Source organism: Pedobacter jaeyakensis (genome assembly GCF_054461315.1).
The window spans coordinates 775373-796830 of the sequence record NZ_CM136921.1 but is presented as its reverse complement, the minus strand read 5'-3'; the positions used below and the strand labels follow the sequence as shown (position 1 = coordinate 796830).

Here is a 21458-nt window from a genome sequence, read left to right as displayed (position 1 = left end):
CAATGACCACTGAAAAGAAAAAGAAAAACAAAGTAGTACCGATTATATTAGGGGTACTTTTAGTTATAGGCGCCATCTTTGGCACCAAGGAATATATATACTACAGCAAGCACGTTGATACCGATGATGCACAAATTGATGGCGACATCAGTCCGGTTGTTGCCCGTGTTGGCGGTTATGTGAAGGAAATCAAGTTTGAAGAAAACACCAGCGTAAAAGAAGGTGATGTATTGGTTAAACTGGACGACAGCGATTACAAAGTAAAGCTGGAACAAGCACAGGCCGGTCAGCAAGGCGCTAGTGCAGGTGTAGGTGTCTCACAATCACAAATTGCGGCTACTGCTGCCAATACCAGTACTGCAAAAGCGAACATCGAGGCCGCAAGAGTACAATTAATGCTGGCTCAAAAAGACTACGACCGTTATGCAAATCTGGTTAAAGATGGCTCAATTACGCAACAACAATTTGACCAGGCTAAAGCGCAAAAGGAATCTGCCCAGGCTGCTTTTACCGCTGCTAAGGATCAATACACTGCTGCCGTTAAACAAGTTGGCACTACCCAATCGCAATTGGCGGTAAGCAATACCGGCGTAACACAACGCCAGTCGGAAGTAGATTTTGCAAAACTTCAGCTTTCTTATACAGACATCAAAGCGCCATCTTCTGGTATCGTTTCCAAAAAGAACGTACAGAAAGGACAATTGGTACAGGCTGGTCAGGCACTGTTTTCTATTGTTAACGAAAACAGTGTGTACGTAACTGCCAACTTTAAAGAAACCCAATTGGAGGAAATTACTCCGGGCTTAAAGGTAAAAGTTGAAGTAGATGCTTATCCAGATGAGGACATACAAGGAGAGGTTTACAATTTTGCACCAATTACAGGAGCAAAAGGATCGCTGCTCCCTCCAGATAATGCTACAGGTAACTTCGTAAAAGTTGTTCAAAGAGTTCCGGTTAAAATTAAAATTACCAAGGCCTCTAAAGAGATGATGGCTAAGCTGCGTCCCGGAATGAGTGTTAAGGTTTCTGTTTCTTTAAAAGACTAGATAATGGCCGAAAAAGGTTTAAAAAAATGGGTAATCACTTTTACGGTGATCACAGCCTCCTTATTGGAGCTGATTGATACGACCATTGTAAATGTGGCCATTCCCCAGATACAAGGTAACCTTGGCGCAACCCTAGAGGATGTGGCATGGCTATCTACCGGTTATGCCGTGGCCAACGTAATTATTTTGCCCATGTCTGGATGGCTGGGCAGCAGGTTTGGCCGAAAGAATTATTTCCTGTTTTCTATCATCCTTTTCACCATAGCATCGTTTTTATGCGGTAACGCGACCAATCTGGAAGAACTGATCGCCTTCAGGATTCTACAGGGTCTTGCAGGTGGTGGTCTAATCTCCACAGCACAGGCAATCCTGATTGAAACCTGGCCGCGTGAAGATGTGGGTATTGCTACGGCCTTGTTCGGATTAGGTGCTGTAGTAGGACCAACTGTTGGTCCCACTATTGGTGGTTATCTATTGGAGATCAGCTCATGGCCTTTGATATTCTATGTGAATATTCCCGTCGGAATTCTCGCCGCCTACTGTACGTACATGTTTGTTAGGGAGACACCAAAAGATGGCAAAGGAATGCCGGTAGACTGGTGGGGTATTGCCCTTCTCGCCATTGCGGTAGGTAGTTTACAGACTTTGCTTGAAAAAGGCGAAAGTGAGGATTGGTTTGCAACACCTTACATTACCGCCCTTGCTGTAACATCGGTAGTTGGCCTCCTACTGTTCATCTGGAGAGAGATGACGACCGATCACCCGATCGTAAACTTTAAGATCATGAGGCACAGGAGTTTCTCTGTTGGTATGTTTACTTCCTTTGTTCTTGGTTTCGGTTTGTATGGGTCAGTATTCGTATTCCCGATATTCTGTCAGAATTTACTAGGTTTCTCTGCCCTGCAGACAGGTGAGTTGTTATTTCCGGGCGGACTATGTACCATTGTCATGATGCCTTTCATTGGGATCATGTTGAAGAAAAATATTCCCGCGCAATTTATGGCCACCATTGGGATGTTCCTGTTCTTTGTATTCTGTTCGATGCTGAGCAACTCTACATTACAATCAGGCACCAACGACTTCTTTTTACCATTGATGGTAAGGGGAGTGGGTATGGCCTTGTTATTTGTTCCGCTAACTACATTGGCGATACAGGATTTGAAAGGTCCTGAAATTGGTCAGGGTTCCGGATTAAACAACATGATGAGACAGCTGGGCGGATCATTTGGTATTGCTTCGTTGACTACCTTGATTCACATCCGTCAGGGTTTTCACAGGAGTAACTTATTGGTGAACATCAACGAATATAATCCGGCATTTACCGATCGCTTCAACGGCTTCATCAAGAATTTTATGGCCAAAGGATATACTTACCTGGATGCGAAGATCCTTTCGGCAAAAGCCATTGAAGGAACGCTGACGAAACAAGTATTGTTACTCACTTACAATGATGCCTACTGGGTTGCCGGTTTGATCATGTTGTGCTCTATTCCACTGTTGTATCTTCAAAAGTTTAAGAAGAATGTACAGTTGCCTGTAGATTCACATTAAATAGAAAAGGCGTTAAGATTACTTAACGCCTTTCTTTTACCCAAAAAATTTTTACAATTAACTCACTCGCTATCTGTGTTTTAATGCTAGAAACAGCGAAACGATTAAAAAGGATTTGTTTAAGTCCTATGTGACTAAGTTAATTACTTTTTGCTAAAAAATCAAATTTAATTTAGTATGCCTTTGGGGTCTTTTTTTTGCTGCATTTTTGGTAGCTTAAGCGCGAAAAATTACCTTCAAATATGATGCAGAAACAACGCGCAAAAGGCCAGAGAGAATCCGTATTTAACAACGAGGTTGTATCCAGATTTGAACTCTACAACAGCCTTTTTCTTACGCTACCTTTTTACAAGATTAAAGACACGGGAACTTTACTTCCATTATTTATTAAATTTTGTGAAGAAGGCGTAGTAAACCACGAAACACCAGACAAAATTATTACGGCTTTTTTTAAGAAGTATACGCAGCATAACACCAATAAGGACATTATTGACTTGCTGTTCCGCTTTATTCAATACATTGAAAGACAGGTGGTATTGTTTGATGCGGTAGAGGATGCTTCGTTCAACAAGTTAAATGCCGATGATGAGGAAAATGCCTTGCTTTCCTACTTAAAGAAAGGTGTAGACAACCATCAGTTAAGCGATAAGATAGCCGCCTTGATTGAAGAGTTTTCTTTACGATTGGTACTTACCGCGCATCCTACCCAGTTTTACCCGGGTAGTGTATTGTCCATCATTACTGACCTGACCACGGCGATTAAGACCAATGAAATCTCTACCATACACCTGTTGTTGCAACAGTTGGGAAAGACACCATTCTTCAATAAAAAATCGCCAACACCGGTTGATGAGGCGCTAAGCCTGGCCTGGTACCTGGAAAACGTTTTCTATTTTGCCGCAGCCAATATCCAGTCTGGTATTGACAAAACATTGAACGACTTCAGCTTGTCGCCAAAGAAGATCATAGAACTAGGCTTTTGGCCAGGAGGTGACAGGGACGGTAACCCTAATGTGCATACCGACTCTACCATACAGGTGTCTAAAATGTTGAGACAAATCCTGTTCCGTTGCTATTATCGCGACTTCCGAAACCTAAAAAGGAGAATCACCTTTAGGGGGGTTGAAGATTCAATTGCTATAGTTCAGGACATCCTTTACAAGAATGCTTTTGATCCAAACATTGACCATAAAAACATTGCTGATGATGTGATCAGGCATTTATCAGATATCAAAGCGATCCTGGATAAAGACCATGACGGGCTATTTGCCGACTTGGTTTCCGGTTTGATCCGCAAGGTGGAATTGTATGGTTGTCATTTTGCTTCTTTAGACATCAGGCAGGACAGTCGCGTTTTAAGGAAAGTTCATGCTTATTGCAGACAAAGCAAACCGATCATTTCGCTATTCCCGGAGAACTATGACGAGCTAAGTGAAGAGGAAAAAATAAAGGTGCTTTCCTTTAAGAGTGCAAAGGTTATTTATGGAGAGAAGGGTGATTCATTAACTGAAGATACGCTACAAACCATCGCCGAGGTAAAACAAATACAGGAGAGCAACGGAGAACTGGCTTGCCATAGGTTCATTATCAGCAACTGTCAGCAAGCAAGTGATATTTTACAGCTCATTGAGTTGTTCTTATGGAACGGCTGGCAGGAGAATAATCTGACCATCGACTTTGTACCCCTATTTGAAACAGTACATGACCTATCAGGTGCTGCAGAGATTATGGAAACCCTATATTCACATCCGTTTTATAAGAAACATTTGGAGTCCAGAGGCAACAAGCAAGACATCATGCTGGGCTTCTCCGACAGTACAAAAGATGGTGGTTATTTGATGGCCAACTGGTCTATCTTTAATGCTAAAGTTGCCTTAACAGAGACCGCAAACAAACACAATATCCAGCTGGCGTTCTTTGACGGTCGCGGTGGCCCACCTTCAAGAGGCGGTGGTAAAACACATCGTTTCTACGCATCCATGGGTAAAGAAATTGCGAACAAAAACATCCAGCTAACAGTGCAAGGGCAAACCATCAGTTCACAATATGGCTCTATCAACAGCGCTGAGTTTAATATTGAGCAATTGATTAATGCAGGGATTTCTGCGGGCATCAGGGAAAAGCACAACATCCTGTTAGATCCGATACACAAGTGCCTGCTGGATGAAATGGCCAACGATAGTTTTGATGCCTTTGTTTCATTGAGAAAACATCCGTTGTTTTTAAGTTACCTGGAGAAATTCTCGCCACTAACCCTATTGTCTAAAATAACCATTAGCAGCAGGCCGGTGAAAAGAAATTCGGGCGAAGCCCTAAAACTGGAGGACTTACGTGCCATTAGTTTTGTTACTGCATGGAGCCAATTGAAACAAAATATTCCTGGCTTTTTTGGTGTAGGAACTGCGCTGGCTAATCAGGAAAAGAAAGGCAACTGGGATAAACTGGTAGAAACTTACAACGAGTCTGGGTACTTCAAAACAATAGTAGAAAACTGCCAGATGTCTATGAGCAAATCAGATTTCGCGATCACTGCCCACTTTGCAAATGATAAAGAATATGGTGCATTCTGGAAGATGTTGTTTGATGAATTTGAGCTTTCTAAACGCATGCTACTTAAGTTATCAGGCCATGAGAGCTTGATGGAGAATTATCCTGCTGAGAAGCGCTCCATAGCTGTGAGAGAAAAGATTGTGCTGCCATTGGTGCTGATCCAACATTATGCTTTGGAACGTCTTCAGGAAGAGTTACCAGAGCAAGAACAACAATCTTTAGAGAAACTGGCGATAAGAACCGTTTACGGTATCGTTAACGCAGGCAGGAATTTGGCGTAAAAATTTGTTATATTGATATAACATTGTCGTCGATCATAGAGTCGTCATTGCGAGGACGAAGCAATCTCATCCACATGAAGAGATTGCTTCGTTCCTCGCAGTGACATTTACTTCATTCAACGGAAGTAGTGCTTGTCGCCGCTACCAACTCCTGGTGTGTCGCCATTTCAGGTTAGCTTGGTAAGTTCTACAATCTGTTAGTCAAACCTATTATAATCTTTTAGATAGATATAGATTTTCTCTATACGGGCATCAACAATAAGTATCCTGAATTACTGAAATGGCGTTGCCAGTGTAGCGCAATAGCCTTACCTTTGCCGAAAATAAATATTAAAAGAAATATAATTATGGCAATAGTTGGTAGAAAGTTCCCTAGTGTAAGTATTGATGCAATGTCCGAAATGGGCGATGACTTGAAAATTAATGTATTTGAAGAAGCAGTAAACAGAGAAAGCAAAGTGTTGTTGTTCTGGTATCCTAAAGATTTCACTTTTGTTTGTCCAACAGAGCTTCATGCTTTTCAAGAAGCATTGCCAGAATTTGAAAAAAGAAATACCATCGTAATTGGTGCTTCTTGCGATACCAACGAAGTTCATTTTGCTTGGTTAAATACACCAAAAGACAATGGCGGTATTGAAGGCGTAACATACCCTATCCTTGCAGATACCCACAGGCATTTGGCTAATATCTTAGGCATTGTAGAACAAGATGTAACTTATGATGAAGAAGGAAACGAATCATTTTCTGGTTCAAACGTTACTTTCAGAGCTACCTATTTAATTGACGAAACAGGTAAAGTGTTCCACGAAAGCGTAAACGATATGCCATTGGGTAGAAACGTAAAAGAATACCTTCGCTTAATAGATGCTTACAGTCATGTTCAAACACATGGTGAAGTTTGCCCTGCTAACTGGGAAGAAGGAAAAGAAGCAATGAACGCCAACAGAAGCGGTGTTGCTGAGTATTTAAGTGCTCACTAATTAAACACAAAAGCGATGTTTCAAGAATTAACAGAAGACAACCTGCAAGCGTATGTTGCCGATAATAAAAAGGTAATGGTTCAGTATGCGGCATCATGGTGCGGTAACTGCAGGATCATGAAGCCGAAGTTTAAAAAGCTGGCAGCAGAAAACGATGACGTTGCATTTTTAATCGTTGATGCGGAAAAGCTTCCCAATTCACGAAAACTGGCAAACGTTGATAATCTGCCAACATTTGCTGCCTTTGAGAATGGTCAACTGGTACACCAGGTGCAAACCAACAAAGCAGAATTGTTGAACGAGTTATTTGATAAAATAAAATAATGAAGATTCCAGTAATCAGACAGCTGTTTCAAAATAGCAATCCTGAAGATCTTGAAGCTACATTGAATGTCCTGGAAGCATTTTGCGAGTTCAGGGGCGTAAATGAGCACGAGATTGACGTAGCAGGTGAGCTCATCACCAACATCTGCGGGGCCTTAGAAGTTCATGCCAGTGTAAATGCAGGAGCCCTTGAAAAAGATGCGCTCAATGCATTCTCCCAGAAAGTAATGGGATCTATAGATAAATAAAATTAAGGTCCGGCGTAAGCCGGACCTTTTCTATTTCTTCAGTGTAGTTTCAAATAATTTAAAGATCCGCTTATATTCATCTGTCCAGCTGCTGGGCTCAACAAAGCCATGGTCCTCAACCGGATATACTGCCAGCTCCCAATTATTTTTGCCCAATTCTATTAGGCGTTGCGACAGGCGGACAATGTCTTGAAAATGTACGTTCACATCTACCATCCCATGGCACATCAATAAGTTCCCTTTCAAGCCATTTGCAAAATAGATTGGGGAACTTCTTTTGTAAGCCAGCTCATCATTATAAGGCTCGTTCAAAATATTGGCGGTGTAGCCATGGTTGTAATGTGCCCAATCAGTCACCGATCTTAATCCGGCGCCGCTGACAAATACATCTGGTTCTGTAAACAATGCCATGAGCGTAATGAAGCCGCCGTAAGAGCCGCCGTAAAGGCCGACATGCTTAGGGTCTACATTATACTTCTCTACTAGCATTTTAACGCCATCAACTTGATCGGTGAGGTCTTTGCCGCCCATATGCCTGTAAATGCCTGTGCGGAGATCTCTGCCGTATCCAGAGCTGGCTGTGTAATCGATATCAATAACGGTATAACCGTTATCCGCCAGAAAATTATTGAACATGTATTCGCGGAAGTATTGGCTCCACCAGAAATGAACATTTTGCAGGTACCCCGCACCATGTACAAACACCACAGCAGGTCTGTTGGGATGTGGATTTTTTGCAGGGTATACTCTAGCGTACACATCTGAGCCGTACCGGTTTTTAAACGACACCATATCTGGCTGGCGCCATTTGTAGGAACTGAATTCTGCGGATGAGGAATTGGTAATTTGAACCGCTTTGGCTCCTGCTTTATTTTCTTGCAGGTACAGCTCCCAGGGTTTGTCCATGTAGGAATAGTTGATGGCAATCCATTTCTCGTCTGGCGACAGGGTTACTTCGTTACCGCCCTTCATGCTGGTAATTTGCTGCAATGCTCCCCCCTGGGCATTTAATTTATAGAAATGCGTAATGCCCGGGTGTTCTTTGTTTCCCGTGATGTAAAACGTCTTCTTGTCTTTGGACAATTGCAAGCTTTGTACCTCCCATTTTCCTGAGGTTAACTGCTTCTTCTCGCCAGTGGCCACATTGGCCAGATACAGGTGTGAATAACCAGTTGCCTCACTCTGATAATAGATCTGGTTGTTGTTTAACCAGCCCAAGTTTCTGGCACCAACACCCGGACCGCCGATCCAGGCTTCGTCACGCTGACGGTCTACTAAGCTTAGGTTTCCTGTGGCGACATCCAGTTTAAGGATCCACAAATCTTTGTTATCTAACGCATCTGCAACGACAATAGCTGTTGTACCAGCATCGTTCCAGAAAGGCCCGGAAAGATTTACAGCCCTATCTTCATTTTTCTTTTTTCGCTCTTCCAGTTGTTTTGGATAGTCCTTTACGTAATCTGGCAGGTCTTTAATACCGGGGATTTGCCCGGTATGTATGGTGTAAACTGTGTCCTTTTGATTGTCGTAAATGTAATTCTCATACGTAGGCATGGGCTCTCCTACTTTAGTGCGCCCCGGGATATCTTCGGTATAACCACTGGCGGTAACATAGTTAGGCACAATGGTATTTTGGCCTGTGGCAGGCATGTTAACCAGGCGGTACGTCACATACCTGCCATCCGGACTAACCACTAATCCGGTCATAAATTTATCTTCAAGGTAAATGGGCTTGATCGTTTTTTCTGCGGCAGCGGTTGTGTTTCTTCCAAATCCAAAACGCGCGGGCGAAACTGCTTTCTTGTCTTTCTTCAATACATCAAACAGTTGGCCCTGATCTTCCTTTAACCAGGTATTTTGTTCGGTAACTGGCTTTTTTTCTGGGTTGGGTGCTCTTTTACCTTTTACAAAATTAGTCAACTGTTTGGTCTCATTGGTTGTTAGATCTATCAGGAAAAGATTGTCGCCTCTTTGGTAGGATATATTACCGTTACTTAGAAAGCGTGGCCCGCTCTCTCTGTCGACCGTATTTGTTAGTCTCTGTTCTGCTTTTGTTTTCGGATTGTAGAGATAGATGTCCCCTCCTTTTTCATACAAGGCTGAGGTGTTGCTGGTGTTGTAGGTATAATTGGGACCAATTACCTTATCCATCCCTTTTTCATCTTCTTTTTGTGGTTTACTGTTGGAGATGCTGATGCTGTACAGCTGGTCTTTGTCTTTGTTTTCCGGATTCCAGTTAAAAAATACTTTCTTGCTATCGGCCGACCAGCGGTAGTTGCTTGGTGCAACGCCCATCCATTTGGGATCTCTCATGATTTTTTCTACAGTGAGCGGCGCCAATTGCTGAGCTTTGCCAACTGAAACAATAAAAAATAGCAGGAACAGGTATTTTTTCATGGTGTTTTCTCTGTTAGTTTGGGTGATAAGCGCAATTTATGGAAAACTGCACAGCCCTGCTTACAAGAAAACGAAGATTTTATGATTGTTACATTAAGAATTACCTGGCAATACGACCAGTTTTGTCTACGTTAACGTTAAAAGGGTTATTATAGCTGTGTAAAAGAACCGAGAATTCCCTCCGGGTAATTACCCGCTTCTCATCAAATGTTGTTTTAAACTTGTACAGCTTATTCCAATTTTTTAAAACTTCTGCTCTGATGGTTTGGGGCATTTTACCGCCGGTGTAGCAGATCAGTTCCAGGGCCGAGCCAATCGTCATTTGTTCTGCCTTATAATCGTCGAACCAAATCTGCGCTTTGTAGAAATAGTCTTTAAATGGCTGCTTGATCTCCTGTGTAGAAACTTGGCTTTCTGGATGGAAAAGCGCTTTACCGCCCTTAAGCTCTGCTTTCAATATCCCGCTTAATCCCACATATTGTATGGCTTTCCAATTGCTGTCCAAATCAGTAACATCAGCAAAGGGAATCAATGACAGTTTGAAATTGATCAGTTCTCCCTGTATGCTTTTTAAGTTGGCTTCGGAAGTCTTTTTATCGAAAAAAGCGGCAAAGGCTGCTGTTGCACCGGCGGACTGACCAGCAGAAATACGTTGGTATGCGGGGTCTAAAGCAATCAGGTTTTCCTGCTCCGGGATCAAGAACTGGTACAGGGAAAGTATGCTGGGCGCTCCCTCGCCATTGTTGGATGAGGAAATGCTGGTGCGGTACAAATTGTTGTCGTAGGTTAAGCTTTGAGATTTTGCTGCTGGATATTGGATTTGAAGTGATTCTTTGAGTTTCCCGGATTCGTCTGCATCGATCAGCACTTTGGCTTTGACGGTTTTGCCGTCTTTTAACTCCACAACCCAGCCGCTTCCAGATCTTTTAAATTTAGTCCAGCTCGCACTTTTAATTACAGTAAGGTTTTTTATGGTATCTGTCCAGGCTTTCAACAGGTCGTTCGCATTGTTCTGTTGACCAATTTTCTTTGTGGCTTTTAGGTAATCGCGCTCCAGACCGGTTGCATCAACAGAATCAATTATCGGCGCTTTAAATCCTGCCTCCGTCATCAAAATAACCGTAGCCACTCCTGATTTTGCCGATTGTATGCCGGCGCCTATGGCATTCGCCGTGTTTCCAACCACCAATACTCCAGTTTTAGTGGTTTGCGCGTTTGCGGAAGCAAAGCAAACTATGACAACCAAAGCCACAAAAAATCCCCGTTTCATTTCTATTGTATTTATAAGCGCAATATCCTCTAATTTGCACTTATTTACGATTATTTACGAAGTAGATTTTCTGTTTTAACCTAATTTAACAATTAGCCTATCCTAACGGAGGTCATAGTCAGCGAACCGCCTACCGCCTTGTCGTTAAAAAGGCTGATGGCATCTTGTTCCGTTCTTAAGCCCAGCGTATACATTAAGGGTAAATAATGCTCTGGCGTTGGGATGGCCAGCATGGCTTCTTTACCTAGCGACTGGTAATTGATCAGTGGCTGGTGTGTATTGTTGAGGATTAAACTTTTGAATTTATCGCTGATCTCCAGGGCCCAGTCGTAACCGCCCCCGTTGATCATCTCCCAGCTCATGATCCTTAAGTTATGGACCATATTGCCACTTCCCAAGATTAGCACGCCTCTTCTGCGCAGCTGATAAAGTTCTTTTGCCAGTTCATAATGATACCGGGCATCTTTTGTATAATCAATGCTAAGTTGTAATACCGGGATCTCTGCATCCGGGTACATGTGCCTCACTACAGTCCAGGCGCCATGGTCAAGCCCCCAGTCGTGATCCAGCCCAAGTTCTACTCCTGTCAACAGTTTTTTTGTTTCCATTGCCAGGTCGGGAGAACCTGGTGCGGGATAATTCACATCAAACAGTTCTTGTGGAAACCCTCCAAAATCATGAATGGTTTGCGGGAAATCCATCGCGGTAATATGAGTGCCTTTCGTAAACCAGTGTGCCGAAACAACCAGCACCGCATTGGGCTTCGGGATGTCTTTAGCTATACCCGCCCATTGCAAGCTAAACTCATTGTCTTCTATCCCGTTCATCGGAGAACCGTGACCAATAAAAAGGACCGGCATCAGGGTTTCCTGGATAGGAAACTTGGAAGTAATGGCTTTGAACTGTGATAAACCCGACATGACCTTAGCTTTAAAAGGCTTCGCCAGCTTTAGGCCAGCGAAGCGTATTGCTTATTATTTTGCTTTAGCAAATTCAAGATTCAGGGTGATCTTAACGTCTTTACCAACGTTTGCACCAGCCGCAGCCAAATCATAATTCACATTGTAATCAAAACGGTTGATGGTAGTAGTTGCAGAAAAACCTGCTTTTGTGGCGCCCATGGCATCTTTAATACCGCCGTAAACTACAGCAAACTTTACATCTTTGGTTACGTCACGAATGGTTAACTTTCCGCTCAACTCATAATTATCACCACTTAATTTCTTCAAAGAAGTGCTTTCAAAAGTCATTTTAGGATAAGTCTCTGCGTTAAAGAAATCGTTAGACTTTAAGTGTTTATCTCTTTGTTCAACATCAGTGCTGATGCTGTTTACATCTACTGTGAAGCTGATTTTAGCATCCGTTAAATCTGGTTTAGCAGCTGCCAATGTACCGTCGAACTTTTTAAATGAACCACTTACAAAGGAAATACCCAAGTGTTTTACCGAAAAACTTACAAATGAATGCGCTGGATCTACTGTCCACTTCGTTTGTGCAAATGATGCCGTGCTGATGGAAACAGCCACTAAGAATAAGAATATTTTTTTCATGTTGATGAATTTGATTTGGTACAAAGTTAGTAGGAATGACTGCCTTTAAACTTGATGTATGGTAAGAAATGCTTCTTACTTTAAAACATTGAAGAAGTTAAACTCTACACGGGCAAGATACATGTTTCGGGTATAGCGACTGGCCAGGTTTCCTGCCACTTCAAATCGGTATCCCAAATCAACCCTTGTTTTGCTGTTCAGCACCATTTGTACTGCTGGCGCGAAATCTACGTAAGACCTCCCGTTTAAGGGATTTGTTTTACCCAATACTTCAAAATACAGATTGAAATTGGGCTGATGATAATTTTTATACACCACGGGGAACAACAAATATCCTGAGGATAAGCTATAGGAAAGCATTTGATTTGGCGCATCCCTGTTTAGCAATTGCCGGTCCTGATCTCTGAAAGATTTTGCATACCCGGCAGTGGCTGAAAGTGCCAGTTTGTGCAGCAGCTGTGTAAAGATCAACCCCCCTTGCACTCCACTGTTATCGCCCTCCAGGTTGATGTCTTCGGTATACGTTGGCCGGTTACTTTTGCTGACCCTCATAAATGCTGATCCACGAAAATGGCGCTGCAAATTATCGTTAGACAGGAACCTGTACTTTGCGTAAAAGCTCCCGCCTTCAAATTTATAGTTGCCGTCCATATCAGAGAAAAAGGCTTGGGCATGCGTCATCAGGTTTTTATTAAACCCGATCATCATCTCTGGTATGGTCCGAGAAACAAAAGACGGATTGTTCATTCCCTCATTGGTCAGTCTTATCCCGATCGCTTTTGAGGGCATGTTACTTGCCGGTTCTGAAAACACGAATAGCTCCTGGGATTTGCCGGTGCTGCTCCACAAGAGCAACACCAGCATAAAAACTTTGTATTTCATAAACAGGTTAAATCAGGACGTGATAAATCCTAGTCTTAATTCCTTTAACCAGTCCGTAGCCGCTTTGGTAGCTGTCATCCTTAAACTGGGCCGACTTCTGTTTGAACGTTGCAGTAGGAACAAAGTTCTTATCCACGATCACTGCCTTAACCTCGCCACTCAAGGCTTTATTTTTACCGTTTAAGATCTTGAAGGTATCTGAGCCGATTTGGAGCTGACCGCTTTCATCTGCTTTGACATTACTGAAGTTTATTGTTGCTGCAAGGTTGCCTACAGAGAAACCTGCATCTTGTACTTTTTTCCTGATCAGGTCTATGTTTACCGGACGGTCCTTTCTAAACTTGATGTTAAAGGTGTTGGTATTCAAATCAGGCTTAATGGACTCCACAAAGCCAAGTGTTTTTAATGATTTTTCTGTGGCCTGCGAACACATAGAGCAAGTTAGTCCGTTAACCTGGAGTTCTGCAGTTGAAATTTGTTGTGCAAACGATTGCTTAAATGGTACTGCCAATAGCAATAGCAGCAAGTATTTTATAATTTTCATGATGAATGTCTAAATAATTTTAAAATGGCACGAATTACCCGAAGGTGATCTGTTAAAATTTAGAACAGGCCTAATTCCTGAAAATACAATTGAAAATATGGAGGGAAAGGATAGCGGATAATGGTGGTGCTTTATTGAAGCCCCTTGCCGGCAGACTGGCAACTGCTTTGTTTGCCAGGGAGGAGAAATGCTGTCCCAAAAATAACTGAAGGCTAAAATCAGCAGGAAGTTTGACTTTAACTCCTGCCTGGTGACTGTCTTTTATTTTAGCCTCTACTGATCTGGTCTTACAGCAATCGTGTTCCTTGGTTACTTTCTTATCTTCCTTACATGCGGGGCAGGTAGCCACCTTATCAATCTTTACAGAAGACAGTTTTCCGCCACAAAAATGCATATTGATAGCCAGCCCAATCATGCTGATCAGGTAAAAGGCACACAATGCCGCGGCTATCTTTTGCTGTAACTTCAATTTATGTTATTGACTGATTTCGATCTATTAAACAAAGCTAACGAAAAATTATTGTTCAACTGCCGTAGTGTCTGTGGATAGAAAGTAAAATATTAACTTAGCCAAACCAATAAGCGTATTCATGAAATCCATAATCACCCTTCTTTTTTGCTTCCTATTCGCCACAAGTTTTGCTGCCAAACCACCCAGGCATAAATATGTGAAGATCAAAACTGATCTGGGAGAATGTGTGGTTATGCTTTATGACCAAACGCCATTGCATCGCGACAACTTTATCAAATTAACAAAAGCGCATGTTTATGACGGCACACTGTTCCATAGGGTCATTAAAAACTTCATGATTCAAGGTGGTGATCCGGATTCGAAAACAGCGCTCCCAGGTGCAGCACTGGGAGAGGGTGATGTGGGCTATAGAGTTCCTGCTGAGTTTAGGGATAGCCTTTTTCATAAGAAAGGTGTACTGGCCGCAGCAAGAGACGATAATGAAGAAAAAGCCTCAAGCGGAAGCCAGTTTTACCTGGTACAAGGCAAAGTTTTTACTGATGCCCAATTGGATACGGTTGAAGTGAAGCGCTTAAAACACAAAATTCCTGAATGGCAAAGGCAAGTGTACAAAACCCTCGGCGGAGTGCCACACCTGGACCGCAACTACACGGTATACGGAGAGGTAGTTCAAGGCCTAGAAATGGTTGATAAAATTGCTGACATGAAGACGGATAGCAACGACCGGCCAACCAGTGATGTGAAAATGATGGTGACTGTATTAAAGAAACGGGAAGTAAGGAAATTGGAAAAACAATTAAAACGCATAAACAGTAAAAAATGAAAATCATCTCTTACAATGTAAACGGGATCAGGTCTGCATCTACTAAGAACTTCTTTGGGTGGTTGCAATCAACAGACGCAGACATGGTCTGCTTGCAGGAGGTTAAAGCCCTACCCATCCAAATCCCGGAGATTATTGCTTTAATTGAGCAGTTGGGATACCATCATTATTGGTTTCCGGCAGAGAAAAAGGGCTATAGCGGGGTTGCAATACTTACACGCGTTAAACCAAACCATGTAGAATATGGCTGTGGTGAGGAATGGATTGATCAAGAAGGTAGGATTTTAAGGGCTGATTTTGATGACTTCTCCTTGATGAGCCTGTATATGCCATCAGGCTCTAGTGGCGACGAACGGCAAGTTAAAAAATATGAGTTCATGCGCTTTTTTGATGGTTATATAGCAGACCTAAGGATAGCTTATCCAAACTTGATCATATCTGGCGATTACAACATTTGCCATACTGCGCTGGATATCCATAATCCTAAATCCAATGCCAACTCCTCCGGTTTCTTGCCTGAAGAAAGAGAATGGATGGAATTGTTTCTGCAAAATGGGTTTATCGATACTTTCCGCTATTTCAACAAAGACCCTCATCAATACACTTGGTGGAGTTTTAGGGCAAATTCAAGAGCAAAGAACCTGGGCTGGCGTATCGACTACCACCTGGCGACTACCCCAATGCTGGAAAAATTAAAGCACGTGCGCATCTTACCAGATGCCATCCACTCTGATCATTGTCCGGTTTTGTTAGAGCTAAATCCTTAAATTGAGGGCTTAATTCTTAAAAGCGAGAGCCTAATTCTTAAATTAAACGCTTCACCCTTAAATTGATCCCTTAATCCTTAAAATAATAGGTTTTCTTTGGGGTGATGCAGAGGTCTAACGGGACGTCATGCGCATCAACATCATCGATAATGGAAACTGGCTCAAATAGGCAGACCCCAACTTTGAGCGTATTCAAATTTTGAAGAAAGCGGTCATAAAATCCTTTACCATAGCCCACCCTATAACCTTTAAGATCGAATGCGAGCATGGGCACAAGGACGAGATCAACATCACCATCATGGAGCACGCCCTTTTGAGGTTCCAGTATATTGAATTCATTTTTGCTTAAGGTTTCCTGGCCTTCGTAAACAATATTGGTCATCAGAGCGGTATCAAAATCTGCTTTGGGAACTATGATCTTGATGTCGGGATGATGATCCGTCAACCAATCGATAAACAGAAAAGTGTTTGGTTCCTGCTTCTCGGCAATTGGAAGAAAGATGTGCAGGGTCTTCACGCTACTGAGATCAATTGAAGAAAACTGGCGCAGCAATTCCCGGCTATAAGCAGCTACCGCGGCATTAGATAATGTCCTTCTCTGCACCATTGCCCCTTTTCTTAGCTCTTTCTTCGTCATCAAAGCAAAGATAGTTATAACCCCGAATAACTCTAAAATCAAATTACCCGTCCAACCTCGCGCACTCAACCTGTACATACCCAAGTTTCACACACCATGCACACCCTCCCACACCCAAACGTCAAACACCCAAACGTCAAACATCCAACAGTATCACATCCGTCACGCACGCATCCGTCACAAACCCAACCCAATTCCCGAGCCACCCTGCTTTTTATTCGCTTGCCTATACGTGCAGAGAAAAATCAAGGTTGCGCAGAAGAGGCCTAGGAAATTTGGCCCTTCTTCAGGGCCAAAGATTCCAGCCTCAGAAGCGCACCTTGATTTTTCCCAACCAAAAAAAAGCGTATAAAAAAGATGGCTTCGGGAACCACTCCGAAGCCACAATCAACCTAAACCTAAAACTAAACTATGAAAACTCTTATTTAACTCTTTCTATGTAATCACCTGTGCGTGTATCAACGCGTACTTTATCGCCCTGATTGATAAACATAGGTACTTTTATTTCTACTCCTGTTTCAACTGTTGCATACTTAAGTGCATTAGTTGAGGTATCACCTTTAACTGCAGGCTCAGAATACGTCACTTCCAATTCCACGTGCGGAGGTGTTTGTGCCATAATTGGCTCGTCACTTTCAAAGGCAATGATCACATTCATACCTTCTTTCAAGAACCTAACACTCTTTCCGAATAACAATTTTGGAATATTAAATTGCTCAAAAGTATTGTTGTCCATCACCACTAGCGCATCGCCATCTTCGTAAAGGAACTGATAATCGCTGGTTTCAACTCGGCAAATCTCTACCTCTTCATCAACACGGAATCTGTATTCAACCAGTTTACCGGTTTTAACGTTCCTCATTCTTGCCTGGTAAAATGCGCGTAAGTTGCCTGGTGTACGGTGTAGGAACTCCTCCACCTGTACCAATTCTCCGCTGAAGCGTAGAATATTGCCGTTTTTTACATCTGATGCTTTTGCCATTGTTATTGAAAGTTAGCCCATACTACCGGCTTTTTTTCGTGCCGCAAAGGTGCAGTGTTTTTTTGGATTACACAATAGTAAAATAAAAATAATTTGACAAAAGAGAAAACAGGCCTTTAAGGCCCCTATAAACAGATAATAAATATAAAAATTGTTATTTGTAGTCTGTAATTTGTAGCAGATGATCGCAAAAAGAGTACTCCACCTCTTGGTTAGAGCCAATAATTACCAGGCGATTTGTGGTAAATTCTTTAATTAGTTCATGATACCAGGACACCCCTTGTATATCCAGGTTAGAAGTTGGCTCGTCTAAAATGAGTATTGGGGTGGCTGAACAACAAGCCAATAACAACTTTGTCCGTTGCTTCATACCTGATGAGAAATATTTCAAGGCTTTATCTTCCGAACGTGCCAGCCCAAGCAAAGAAAGGATGTCCTTACGTTCAACCGAAGGGTGGATGTCTTTGAATTTGAAATGAAAATCTATGGTTTCTGATAGCGTAAATTCTTCAATAAGATCAAGGTAGGGTGCGGCTACACTGATGCTCCTGTAAATCTGTTCTATGGGCACTGGCCCATTATCGGAATAACTGATTGTCCCTTCTGAAGGCGCAAGATTGCCCATCAGTACGCTCAATAGGGTAGATTTCCCAGAGCCATTCGGCCCAAGTATTGCATATTTACCATGAGCATGGAAAGCATAACTAATACCCCTGAAAATCCAGTCCTGATTAAACCTGCGACCTATTTCTTCAAGCTTGATCGTCATTGATCTGCTTAGCTTCCTGAGCCAAAACCTTTCATGACACCCCTGTTGGAGTTCCTGATGAAATCAACAATCTCGTCACGTATTTCCGTAGGCTTAAACTCTGCTTCAATCATATCCAATGCCTTGGTAACATTATTATGCTTTACAAACAGTACGCGGTAGATCTCTTGTATTTCATTGATCTTTTCTGAAGAGAAACCTCTTCTTCTTAAACCAACTGAATTAATCCCTGCATAAGAAAGTGGCTCCCTGGCTGCTTTAACGTAAGGAGGAACATCTTTTCTTACCAATGAACCACCGGTTACGAAAGCATGCGCACCAACTTTTACAAACTGATGGATGGCAACTAATCCTGCAAGTACCACATAGTTTCCTATGGTGATGTGACCTGCTAGTGTAGTGCTGTTGGAAAATATACAGTAATCGCCCACCTCACAATCGTGAGCAATATGAGAATAGGCCTGAATCAAGCAGTTACTGCCAATAACAGTCTTCCATTTGTCTTTAGTCCCTCTGTTGATTGTTACACATTCTCTGATGGTGGTATTGTCGCCGATCTCTGCAGTGGTCACTTCCCCTGCAAATTTTAAGTCCTGAGGCACCCCTGAAATAACAGATCCAGGAAAAACCCGGCAATTTTTACCGATTCTTGCCCCATCCATGATCACCACGTTTGAACCGATCCACGTTCCTTCGCCAATCTCAACGTCTTTATGTATAACTGCAAATGGTTCGATAACAACATTATCTGCAATTTTTGCCTGTGGATGTATGTACGCTAATGGTTGTATCATGCTGCGGGTTCGCTATCTTTTACTTTTACAATTTGTGCCATCATTTCGGCTTCAACAACAACCTTACCGGCCACCATTCCAACACCTTTCATTTGGGCAATTCCTCTTCTAATCGGCTCCATCAAATCACACCTGAATACGATGGTATCTCCTGGCGACACTTGTGCGCGGAATCTTACATTGTCAATCTTTAAGAACAAGGTAAGATAATTTCTCGGATCAGGAACTGTACTCAGTACAAGTATTCCTCCCGTTTGTGCCATCGCCTCTATTTGGATAACGCCGGGGAAAACCGGGGCACCTGGAAAATGTCCTTTAAAAAACTCCTCGTTCATCGTCACGTTCTTTACCCCAACTACGTGTGTTTTTGAAAGTTCTAATATCTTATCAATAAACAAGAACGGCTGTCTGTGCGGCAATATCTCCATGATTTGCACCACATCGTAAAGCGGCTTTACCGACGGGTCGTACACATGCTGTGTTTTCTTGTTCTTTTCTTTCTTAATGGCTGCTTTTATCTTTTTAGCAAAGGCAACATTGGCTGCGTGACCTGGCCTTGCCGCCATAATGTGACCTTTAAGGTGTACTCCAACCAAAGCAAGATCGCCAATCATGTCCAACAACTTATGTCTTGCAGGCTCATTTTGGTATCTCAACTCCATATTGTTCAGGATACCCTGAGGAGCAACTTCCATTGCGGTGCGGTTAAATATCTTAGCCAGGTGATCCAGCTCTTCCTTGGTTACCTCCTTATCCACAATAACAATGGCATTGTTCAAATCTCCGCCCTTGATCAGGTTATTTTGAAGCTGGTATTCCAGTTCATGTAGAAAACAAAAGGTCCTGCAGGAAGCAATTTCTTTTTTAAACTCGCCTATGCTGGAGATTCCAGCGTGCTGACTTCCCAATACCGGAGAGTTGTAATCGATCATACAGGTAAACCTGTAATCATCAAGCGGCATCGCCACGATCTCTACCTTACGGTCCGGCTCAGTGTAAGTGATGTTGTGCGGAATTTGAAAATATTCTCTATCCACATCCTGCAATTGCACACCGGCGGTTTCCAGTGCTTCCAGAAATAAAATAGCACTGCCATCCATAATTGGAGTTTCAGGGCCATCCAGCTTAATCAATACGTTATCCAGATCCATACCCACCAACGAAGCCATAACATGCTCTACGGTACTTACACTGGCACCATTTTGAGAAATGGTAGTGCCCCTGGCAGTATCGGTTACATTGTCGCAGTCCGCATCAACAATAGGATTGCCCGGCAAATCTGTTCTTTGAAACTTAAACCCATGGTTTTCAGGCGCAGGGCAGAAGGTCAGCGTAACATTTGCTCCTGTATGAAGGCCTACACCCTGTACGGAAATCTCAGATTTGATAGTTTTTTGCTTAACGTTCATTATTGCTGTGCTGTGCTATTGTCTTTCTCAATGATTTTATTTAATTCTTCAACCGAGGATTCAAGTGTGGCTACCTTTTTAACGATTGCCGGTAATTGCTTGAAGAGTACCGAAGCCCTCATCCAATCGCGCAGTGGCTGTGCCGGACTACCGTGCCATTGTTTATTCTCTTCTGTAGTATTGAAATTTATACCCGCCTGAGCACCAATTTGAGTGCCTTTAGCCAGGGAAAGGTGTCCTGCAATACCCACCTGACCGCCAATAACAGACTTTTCTCCAAGTTTAGTGCTTCCCGATATTCCTGTTTGCGCAGCTACCACACTGTGTTCACCTACGTCAACATTGTGGGCAATTTGTATCAGGTTGTCCAGCTTCACACCCTTGCGGATAAAAGTAGAGCCCATGGTTGCCCTGTCGATCGTGGTATTTGCACCGATCTCCACGTCATCTTCTATCACTACATTTCCAATCTGCGCAATCTTGGAATAAGTACCATCCGGCTGTGGTGCAAATCCAAAGCCATCGCTGCCAATTACAGTATTGGCATGAATCATTACCCGGTCTCCAATTACAGACCTGTTGTAGATCTTAACACCCGGATAAATGGTACAGTTGCTACCAATTGTTGAATCCTGACCAACGCTTATCTGAGACATGATCTTGGTATTGTCGCCAATCACTACATTTTCTGAAATATAACTGAATGCCGCAATGTAAACGTTCTTCCCGATTTTTGCAGTAGGGTGGATAAAACTTGGCTGTTCAATTCCAGACTGTACGTTCATGGCATTAACCGCCTCATTGTACTTCTCTAGCAATACTGAAAAAGCGCTATAAGGATCTGCCACTTTAATCAATGTGGCCGTAACCTTTTGGGAAGGAACAAAATCCTGACTTACGATTACAATAGAGGCATTACTGGTATACAGATAGCTCTCATATTTTGGATTGGATAAAAAACACAAAGAGCCGGCCTCACCACTTTCAATTTTTGAAAGTTCATCGACCTTAGCATTCTCGTCACCATCTACGGTTCCGTTTATAAATTCGCTTATCTGCTTGGCAGTAAATTGCATTTTACAAAGTTATATGTTAAATTGATATGAACAAATAAACCTAATTGGAGTAGTTTGTATTGGTGTTGTATTGAGAACTCTAAAAACGGGATTAAAATTTATTTAT

General features: G+C 42.5%; 21 protein-coding genes. 8 read left to right on the top strand and 13 right to left on the bottom strand.

What is annotated here, in order from left to right; translation table 11 throughout:
* Positions 1–2: 2 nt before the first annotated feature.
* The 6 genes from ACXZ1K_RS03655 (at position 3) to ACXZ1K_RS03630 (ending at position 6980) form a co-directional block, all read left to right on the top strand.
* The gene (locus ACXZ1K_RS03655) at positions 3–1046 is read left to right on the top strand and encodes an HlyD family secretion protein (RefSeq protein ID WP_458972025.1); all 1044 of its coding nucleotides are present in this window, start codon (positions 3–5) and stop codon (positions 1044–1046) included.
* A gap of 3 nt (positions 1047–1049) precedes the next feature.
* Complete coding sequence (locus ACXZ1K_RS03650) at positions 1050–2597, top strand: DHA2 family efflux MFS transporter permease subunit (RefSeq protein WP_458972024.1); 1548 nt, start codon at positions 1050–1052, stop codon at positions 2595–2597.
* A gap of 242 nt (positions 2598–2839) precedes the next feature.
* Complete coding sequence (locus ACXZ1K_RS03645) at positions 2840–5428, top strand: phosphoenolpyruvate carboxylase (RefSeq protein WP_458972023.1); 2589 nt, start codon at positions 2840–2842, stop codon at positions 5426–5428.
* Positions 5429–5775: 347 nt separating this feature from the next.
* Positions 5776–6408 carry a redoxin domain-containing protein gene (locus ACXZ1K_RS03640; RefSeq protein WP_458972022.1) on the top strand — a complete coding sequence of 211 codons (633 nt, stop codon included), beginning with the start codon at positions 5776–5778 and terminating at the stop codon, positions 6406–6408.
* Between the two features lie 15 nt (positions 6409–6423).
* Complete coding sequence (locus tag ACXZ1K_RS03635) at positions 6424–6732, top strand: thioredoxin family protein (RefSeq protein ID WP_458972021.1); 309 nt, start codon at positions 6424–6426, stop codon at positions 6730–6732.
* Positions 6732–6980 (top strand): DUF6952 family protein, encoded by a 249-nt coding sequence (locus tag ACXZ1K_RS03630; RefSeq protein ID WP_458972020.1) that lies wholly within the window; start codon positions 6732–6734, stop codon positions 6978–6980. Before ACXZ1K_RS03635 ends, ACXZ1K_RS03630 begins: the two co-directional genes overlap by 1 nt.
* 30 nt (positions 6981–7010) lie before the next feature.
* On the opposite strand, the gene ACXZ1K_RS03625 is transcribed toward ACXZ1K_RS03630, so the two are convergent.
* From ACXZ1K_RS03625 to ACXZ1K_RS03595, 7 genes are all read right to left on the bottom strand, one after another.
* Positions 7011–9377, bottom strand: a complete 2367-nt coding sequence (locus ACXZ1K_RS03625; protein WP_458972019.1) for a S9 family peptidase — start codon at positions 9375–9377, stop codon at positions 7011–7013.
* Positions 9378–9477: 100 nt separating this feature from the next.
* The gene (locus tag ACXZ1K_RS03620) at positions 9478–10647 is read right to left on the bottom strand and encodes a hypothetical protein (protein WP_458972018.1); all 1170 of its coding nucleotides are present in this window, start codon (positions 10645–10647) and stop codon (positions 9478–9480) included.
* 92 nt (positions 10648–10739) lie between these two features.
* Positions 10740–11567: a 4,5-DOPA-extradiol-dioxygenase gene (gene ygiD, locus ACXZ1K_RS03615; RefSeq protein WP_458972017.1), complete on the bottom strand. Its 828-nt coding sequence runs from the start codon at positions 11565–11567 to the stop codon at positions 10740–10742.
* A 54-nt stretch (positions 11568–11621) separates the two neighbouring features.
* Positions 11622–12197, bottom strand: coding sequence for a YceI family protein (locus ACXZ1K_RS03610; RefSeq protein WP_458972016.1), 576 nt, complete (start codon positions 12195–12197; stop codon positions 11622–11624).
* A 75-nt stretch (positions 12198–12272) separates the two neighbouring features.
* Positions 12273–13079, bottom strand: coding sequence for a hypothetical protein (locus ACXZ1K_RS03605; protein WP_458972015.1), 807 nt, complete (start codon positions 13077–13079; stop codon positions 12273–12275).
* Between the two features lie 7 nt (positions 13080–13086).
* Positions 13087–13623 (bottom strand): heavy-metal-associated domain-containing protein, encoded by a 537-nt coding sequence (locus ACXZ1K_RS03600; protein WP_458972014.1) that lies wholly within the window; start codon positions 13621–13623, stop codon positions 13087–13089.
* Between the two features lie 70 nt (positions 13624–13693).
* Positions 13694–14092: an HYC_CC_PP family protein gene (locus ACXZ1K_RS03595; protein WP_458972013.1), complete on the bottom strand. Its 399-nt coding sequence runs from the start codon at positions 14090–14092 to the stop codon at positions 13694–13696.
* 121 nt (positions 14093–14213) lie between these two features.
* On the opposite strand from ACXZ1K_RS03595, the gene ACXZ1K_RS03590 reads away from it, so the two are divergent.
* Positions 14214–14918 (top strand): peptidylprolyl isomerase, encoded by a 705-nt coding sequence (locus tag ACXZ1K_RS03590; RefSeq protein ID WP_458972012.1) that lies wholly within the window; start codon positions 14214–14216, stop codon positions 14916–14918.
* Positions 14915–15685 carry an exodeoxyribonuclease III gene (locus ACXZ1K_RS03585; protein WP_458972011.1) on the top strand — a complete coding sequence of 257 codons (771 nt, stop codon included), beginning with the start codon at positions 14915–14917 and terminating at the stop codon, positions 15683–15685. The genes ACXZ1K_RS03590 and ACXZ1K_RS03585 overlap by 4 nt, the downstream gene beginning before the upstream one ends.
* A gap of 70 nt (positions 15686–15755) precedes the next feature.
* Here ACXZ1K_RS03585 and ACXZ1K_RS03580 read toward each other — a convergent pair whose 3' ends face one another.
* The 6 genes from ACXZ1K_RS03580 to lpxD all read right to left on the bottom strand — a co-directional run bounded on the left by ACXZ1K_RS03580 (position 15756) and on the right by lpxD (position 21352).
* The gene (locus ACXZ1K_RS03580) at positions 15756–16322 is read right to left on the bottom strand and encodes a 5-formyltetrahydrofolate cyclo-ligase (protein WP_458972010.1); all 567 of its coding nucleotides are present in this window, start codon (positions 16320–16322) and stop codon (positions 15756–15758) included.
* Between the two features lie 421 nt (positions 16323–16743).
* Positions 16744–17304, bottom strand: coding sequence for an elongation factor P (efp, locus tag ACXZ1K_RS03575; protein ID WP_458972009.1), 561 nt, complete (start codon positions 17302–17304; stop codon positions 16744–16746).
* Positions 17305–17458: 154 nt separating this feature from the next.
* Entirely contained in the window at positions 17459–18073 is a 615-nt protein-coding gene (locus tag ACXZ1K_RS03570; protein WP_458972008.1) for an ABC transporter ATP-binding protein, read from the bottom strand.
* A gap of 8 nt (positions 18074–18081) precedes the next feature.
* Positions 18082–18867 carry an acyl-ACP--UDP-N-acetylglucosamine O-acyltransferase gene (gene lpxA / locus ACXZ1K_RS03565; RefSeq protein ID WP_048908154.1) on the bottom strand — a complete coding sequence of 262 codons (786 nt, stop codon included), beginning with the start codon at positions 18865–18867 and terminating at the stop codon, positions 18082–18084.
* Complete coding sequence (locus tag ACXZ1K_RS03560) at positions 18864–20276, bottom strand: bifunctional UDP-3-O-[3-hydroxymyristoyl] N-acetylglucosamine deacetylase/3-hydroxyacyl-ACP dehydratase (protein ID WP_458972007.1); 1413 nt, start codon at positions 20274–20276, stop codon at positions 18864–18866. Before ACXZ1K_RS03560 ends, lpxA begins: the two co-directional genes overlap by 4 nt.
* A complete protein-coding gene (lpxD, locus tag ACXZ1K_RS03555) occupies positions 20276–21352 on the bottom strand; it encodes a UDP-3-O-(3-hydroxymyristoyl)glucosamine N-acyltransferase (protein WP_458972006.1) in 1077 nt (358 codons plus the stop codon). Before lpxD ends, ACXZ1K_RS03560 begins: the two co-directional genes overlap by 1 nt.
* Positions 21353–21458: the final 106 nt, after the last annotated feature.

Bases quoted from the DNA above. Each gene is read 5' to 3' on its own strand.
- ACXZ1K_RS03655 (WP_458972025.1), top strand. From the start codon at position 3: ATGACCACTGAAAAGAAAAAGAAAAACAAAGTAGTACCGATTATATTA.
- ACXZ1K_RS03650 (WP_458972024.1), top strand. From the start codon at position 1,050: ATGGCCGAAAAAGGTTTAAAAAAATGGGTAATCACTTTTACGGTGATC.
- ACXZ1K_RS03645 (WP_458972023.1), top strand. From the start codon at position 2,840: ATGATGCAGAAACAACGCGCAAAAGGCCAGAGAGAATCCGTATTTAAC.
- ACXZ1K_RS03640 (WP_458972022.1), top strand. From the start codon at position 5,776: ATGGCAATAGTTGGTAGAAAGTTCCCTAGTGTAAGTATTGATGCAATG.
- ACXZ1K_RS03635 (WP_458972021.1), top strand. From the start codon at position 6,424: ATGTTTCAAGAATTAACAGAAGACAACCTGCAAGCGTATGTTGCCGAT.
- ACXZ1K_RS03630 (WP_458972020.1), top strand. From the start codon at position 6,732: ATGAAGATTCCAGTAATCAGACAGCTGTTTCAAAATAGCAATCCTGAA.
- ACXZ1K_RS03625 (WP_458972019.1), bottom strand. From the start codon at position 9,377: ATGAAAAAATACCTGTTCCTGCTATTTTTTATTGTTTCAGTTGGCAAA.
- ACXZ1K_RS03620 (WP_458972018.1), bottom strand. From the start codon at position 10,647: ATGAAACGGGGATTTTTTGTGGCTTTGGTTGTCATAGTTTGCTTTGCT.
- ygiD (WP_458972017.1), bottom strand. From the start codon at position 11,567: ATGTCGGGTTTATCACAGTTCAAAGCCATTACTTCCAAGTTTCCTATC.
- ACXZ1K_RS03610 (WP_458972016.1), bottom strand. From the start codon at position 12,197: ATGAAAAAAATATTCTTATTCTTAGTGGCTGTTTCCATCAGCACGGCA.
- ACXZ1K_RS03605 (WP_458972015.1), bottom strand. From the start codon at position 13,079: ATGAAATACAAAGTTTTTATGCTGGTGTTGCTCTTGTGGAGCAGCACC.
- ACXZ1K_RS03600 (WP_458972014.1), bottom strand. From the start codon at position 13,623: ATGAAAATTATAAAATACTTGCTGCTATTGCTATTGGCAGTACCATTT.
- ACXZ1K_RS03590 (WP_458972012.1), top strand. From the start codon at position 14,214: ATGAAATCCATAATCACCCTTCTTTTTTGCTTCCTATTCGCCACAAGT.
- ACXZ1K_RS03585 (WP_458972011.1), top strand. From the start codon at position 14,915: ATGAAAATCATCTCTTACAATGTAAACGGGATCAGGTCTGCATCTACT.
- ACXZ1K_RS03580 (WP_458972010.1), bottom strand. From the start codon at position 16,322: ATGACGAAGAAAGAGCTAAGAAAAGGGGCAATGGTGCAGAGAAGGACA.
- efp (WP_458972009.1), bottom strand. From the start codon at position 17,304: ATGGCAAAAGCATCAGATGTAAAAAACGGCAATATTCTACGCTTCAGC.
- ACXZ1K_RS03570 (WP_458972008.1), bottom strand. From the start codon at position 18,073: ATGACGATCAAGCTTGAAGAAATAGGTCGCAGGTTTAATCAGGACTGG.
- lpxA (WP_048908154.1), bottom strand. From the start codon at position 18,867: ATGATACAACCATTAGCGTACATACATCCACAGGCAAAAATTGCAGAT.
- ACXZ1K_RS03560 (WP_458972007.1), bottom strand. From the start codon at position 20,276: ATGAACGTTAAGCAAAAAACTATCAAATCTGAGATTTCCGTACAGGGT.
- lpxD (WP_458972006.1), bottom strand. From the start codon at position 21,352: ATGCAATTTACTGCCAAGCAGATAAGCGAATTTATAAACGGAACCGTA.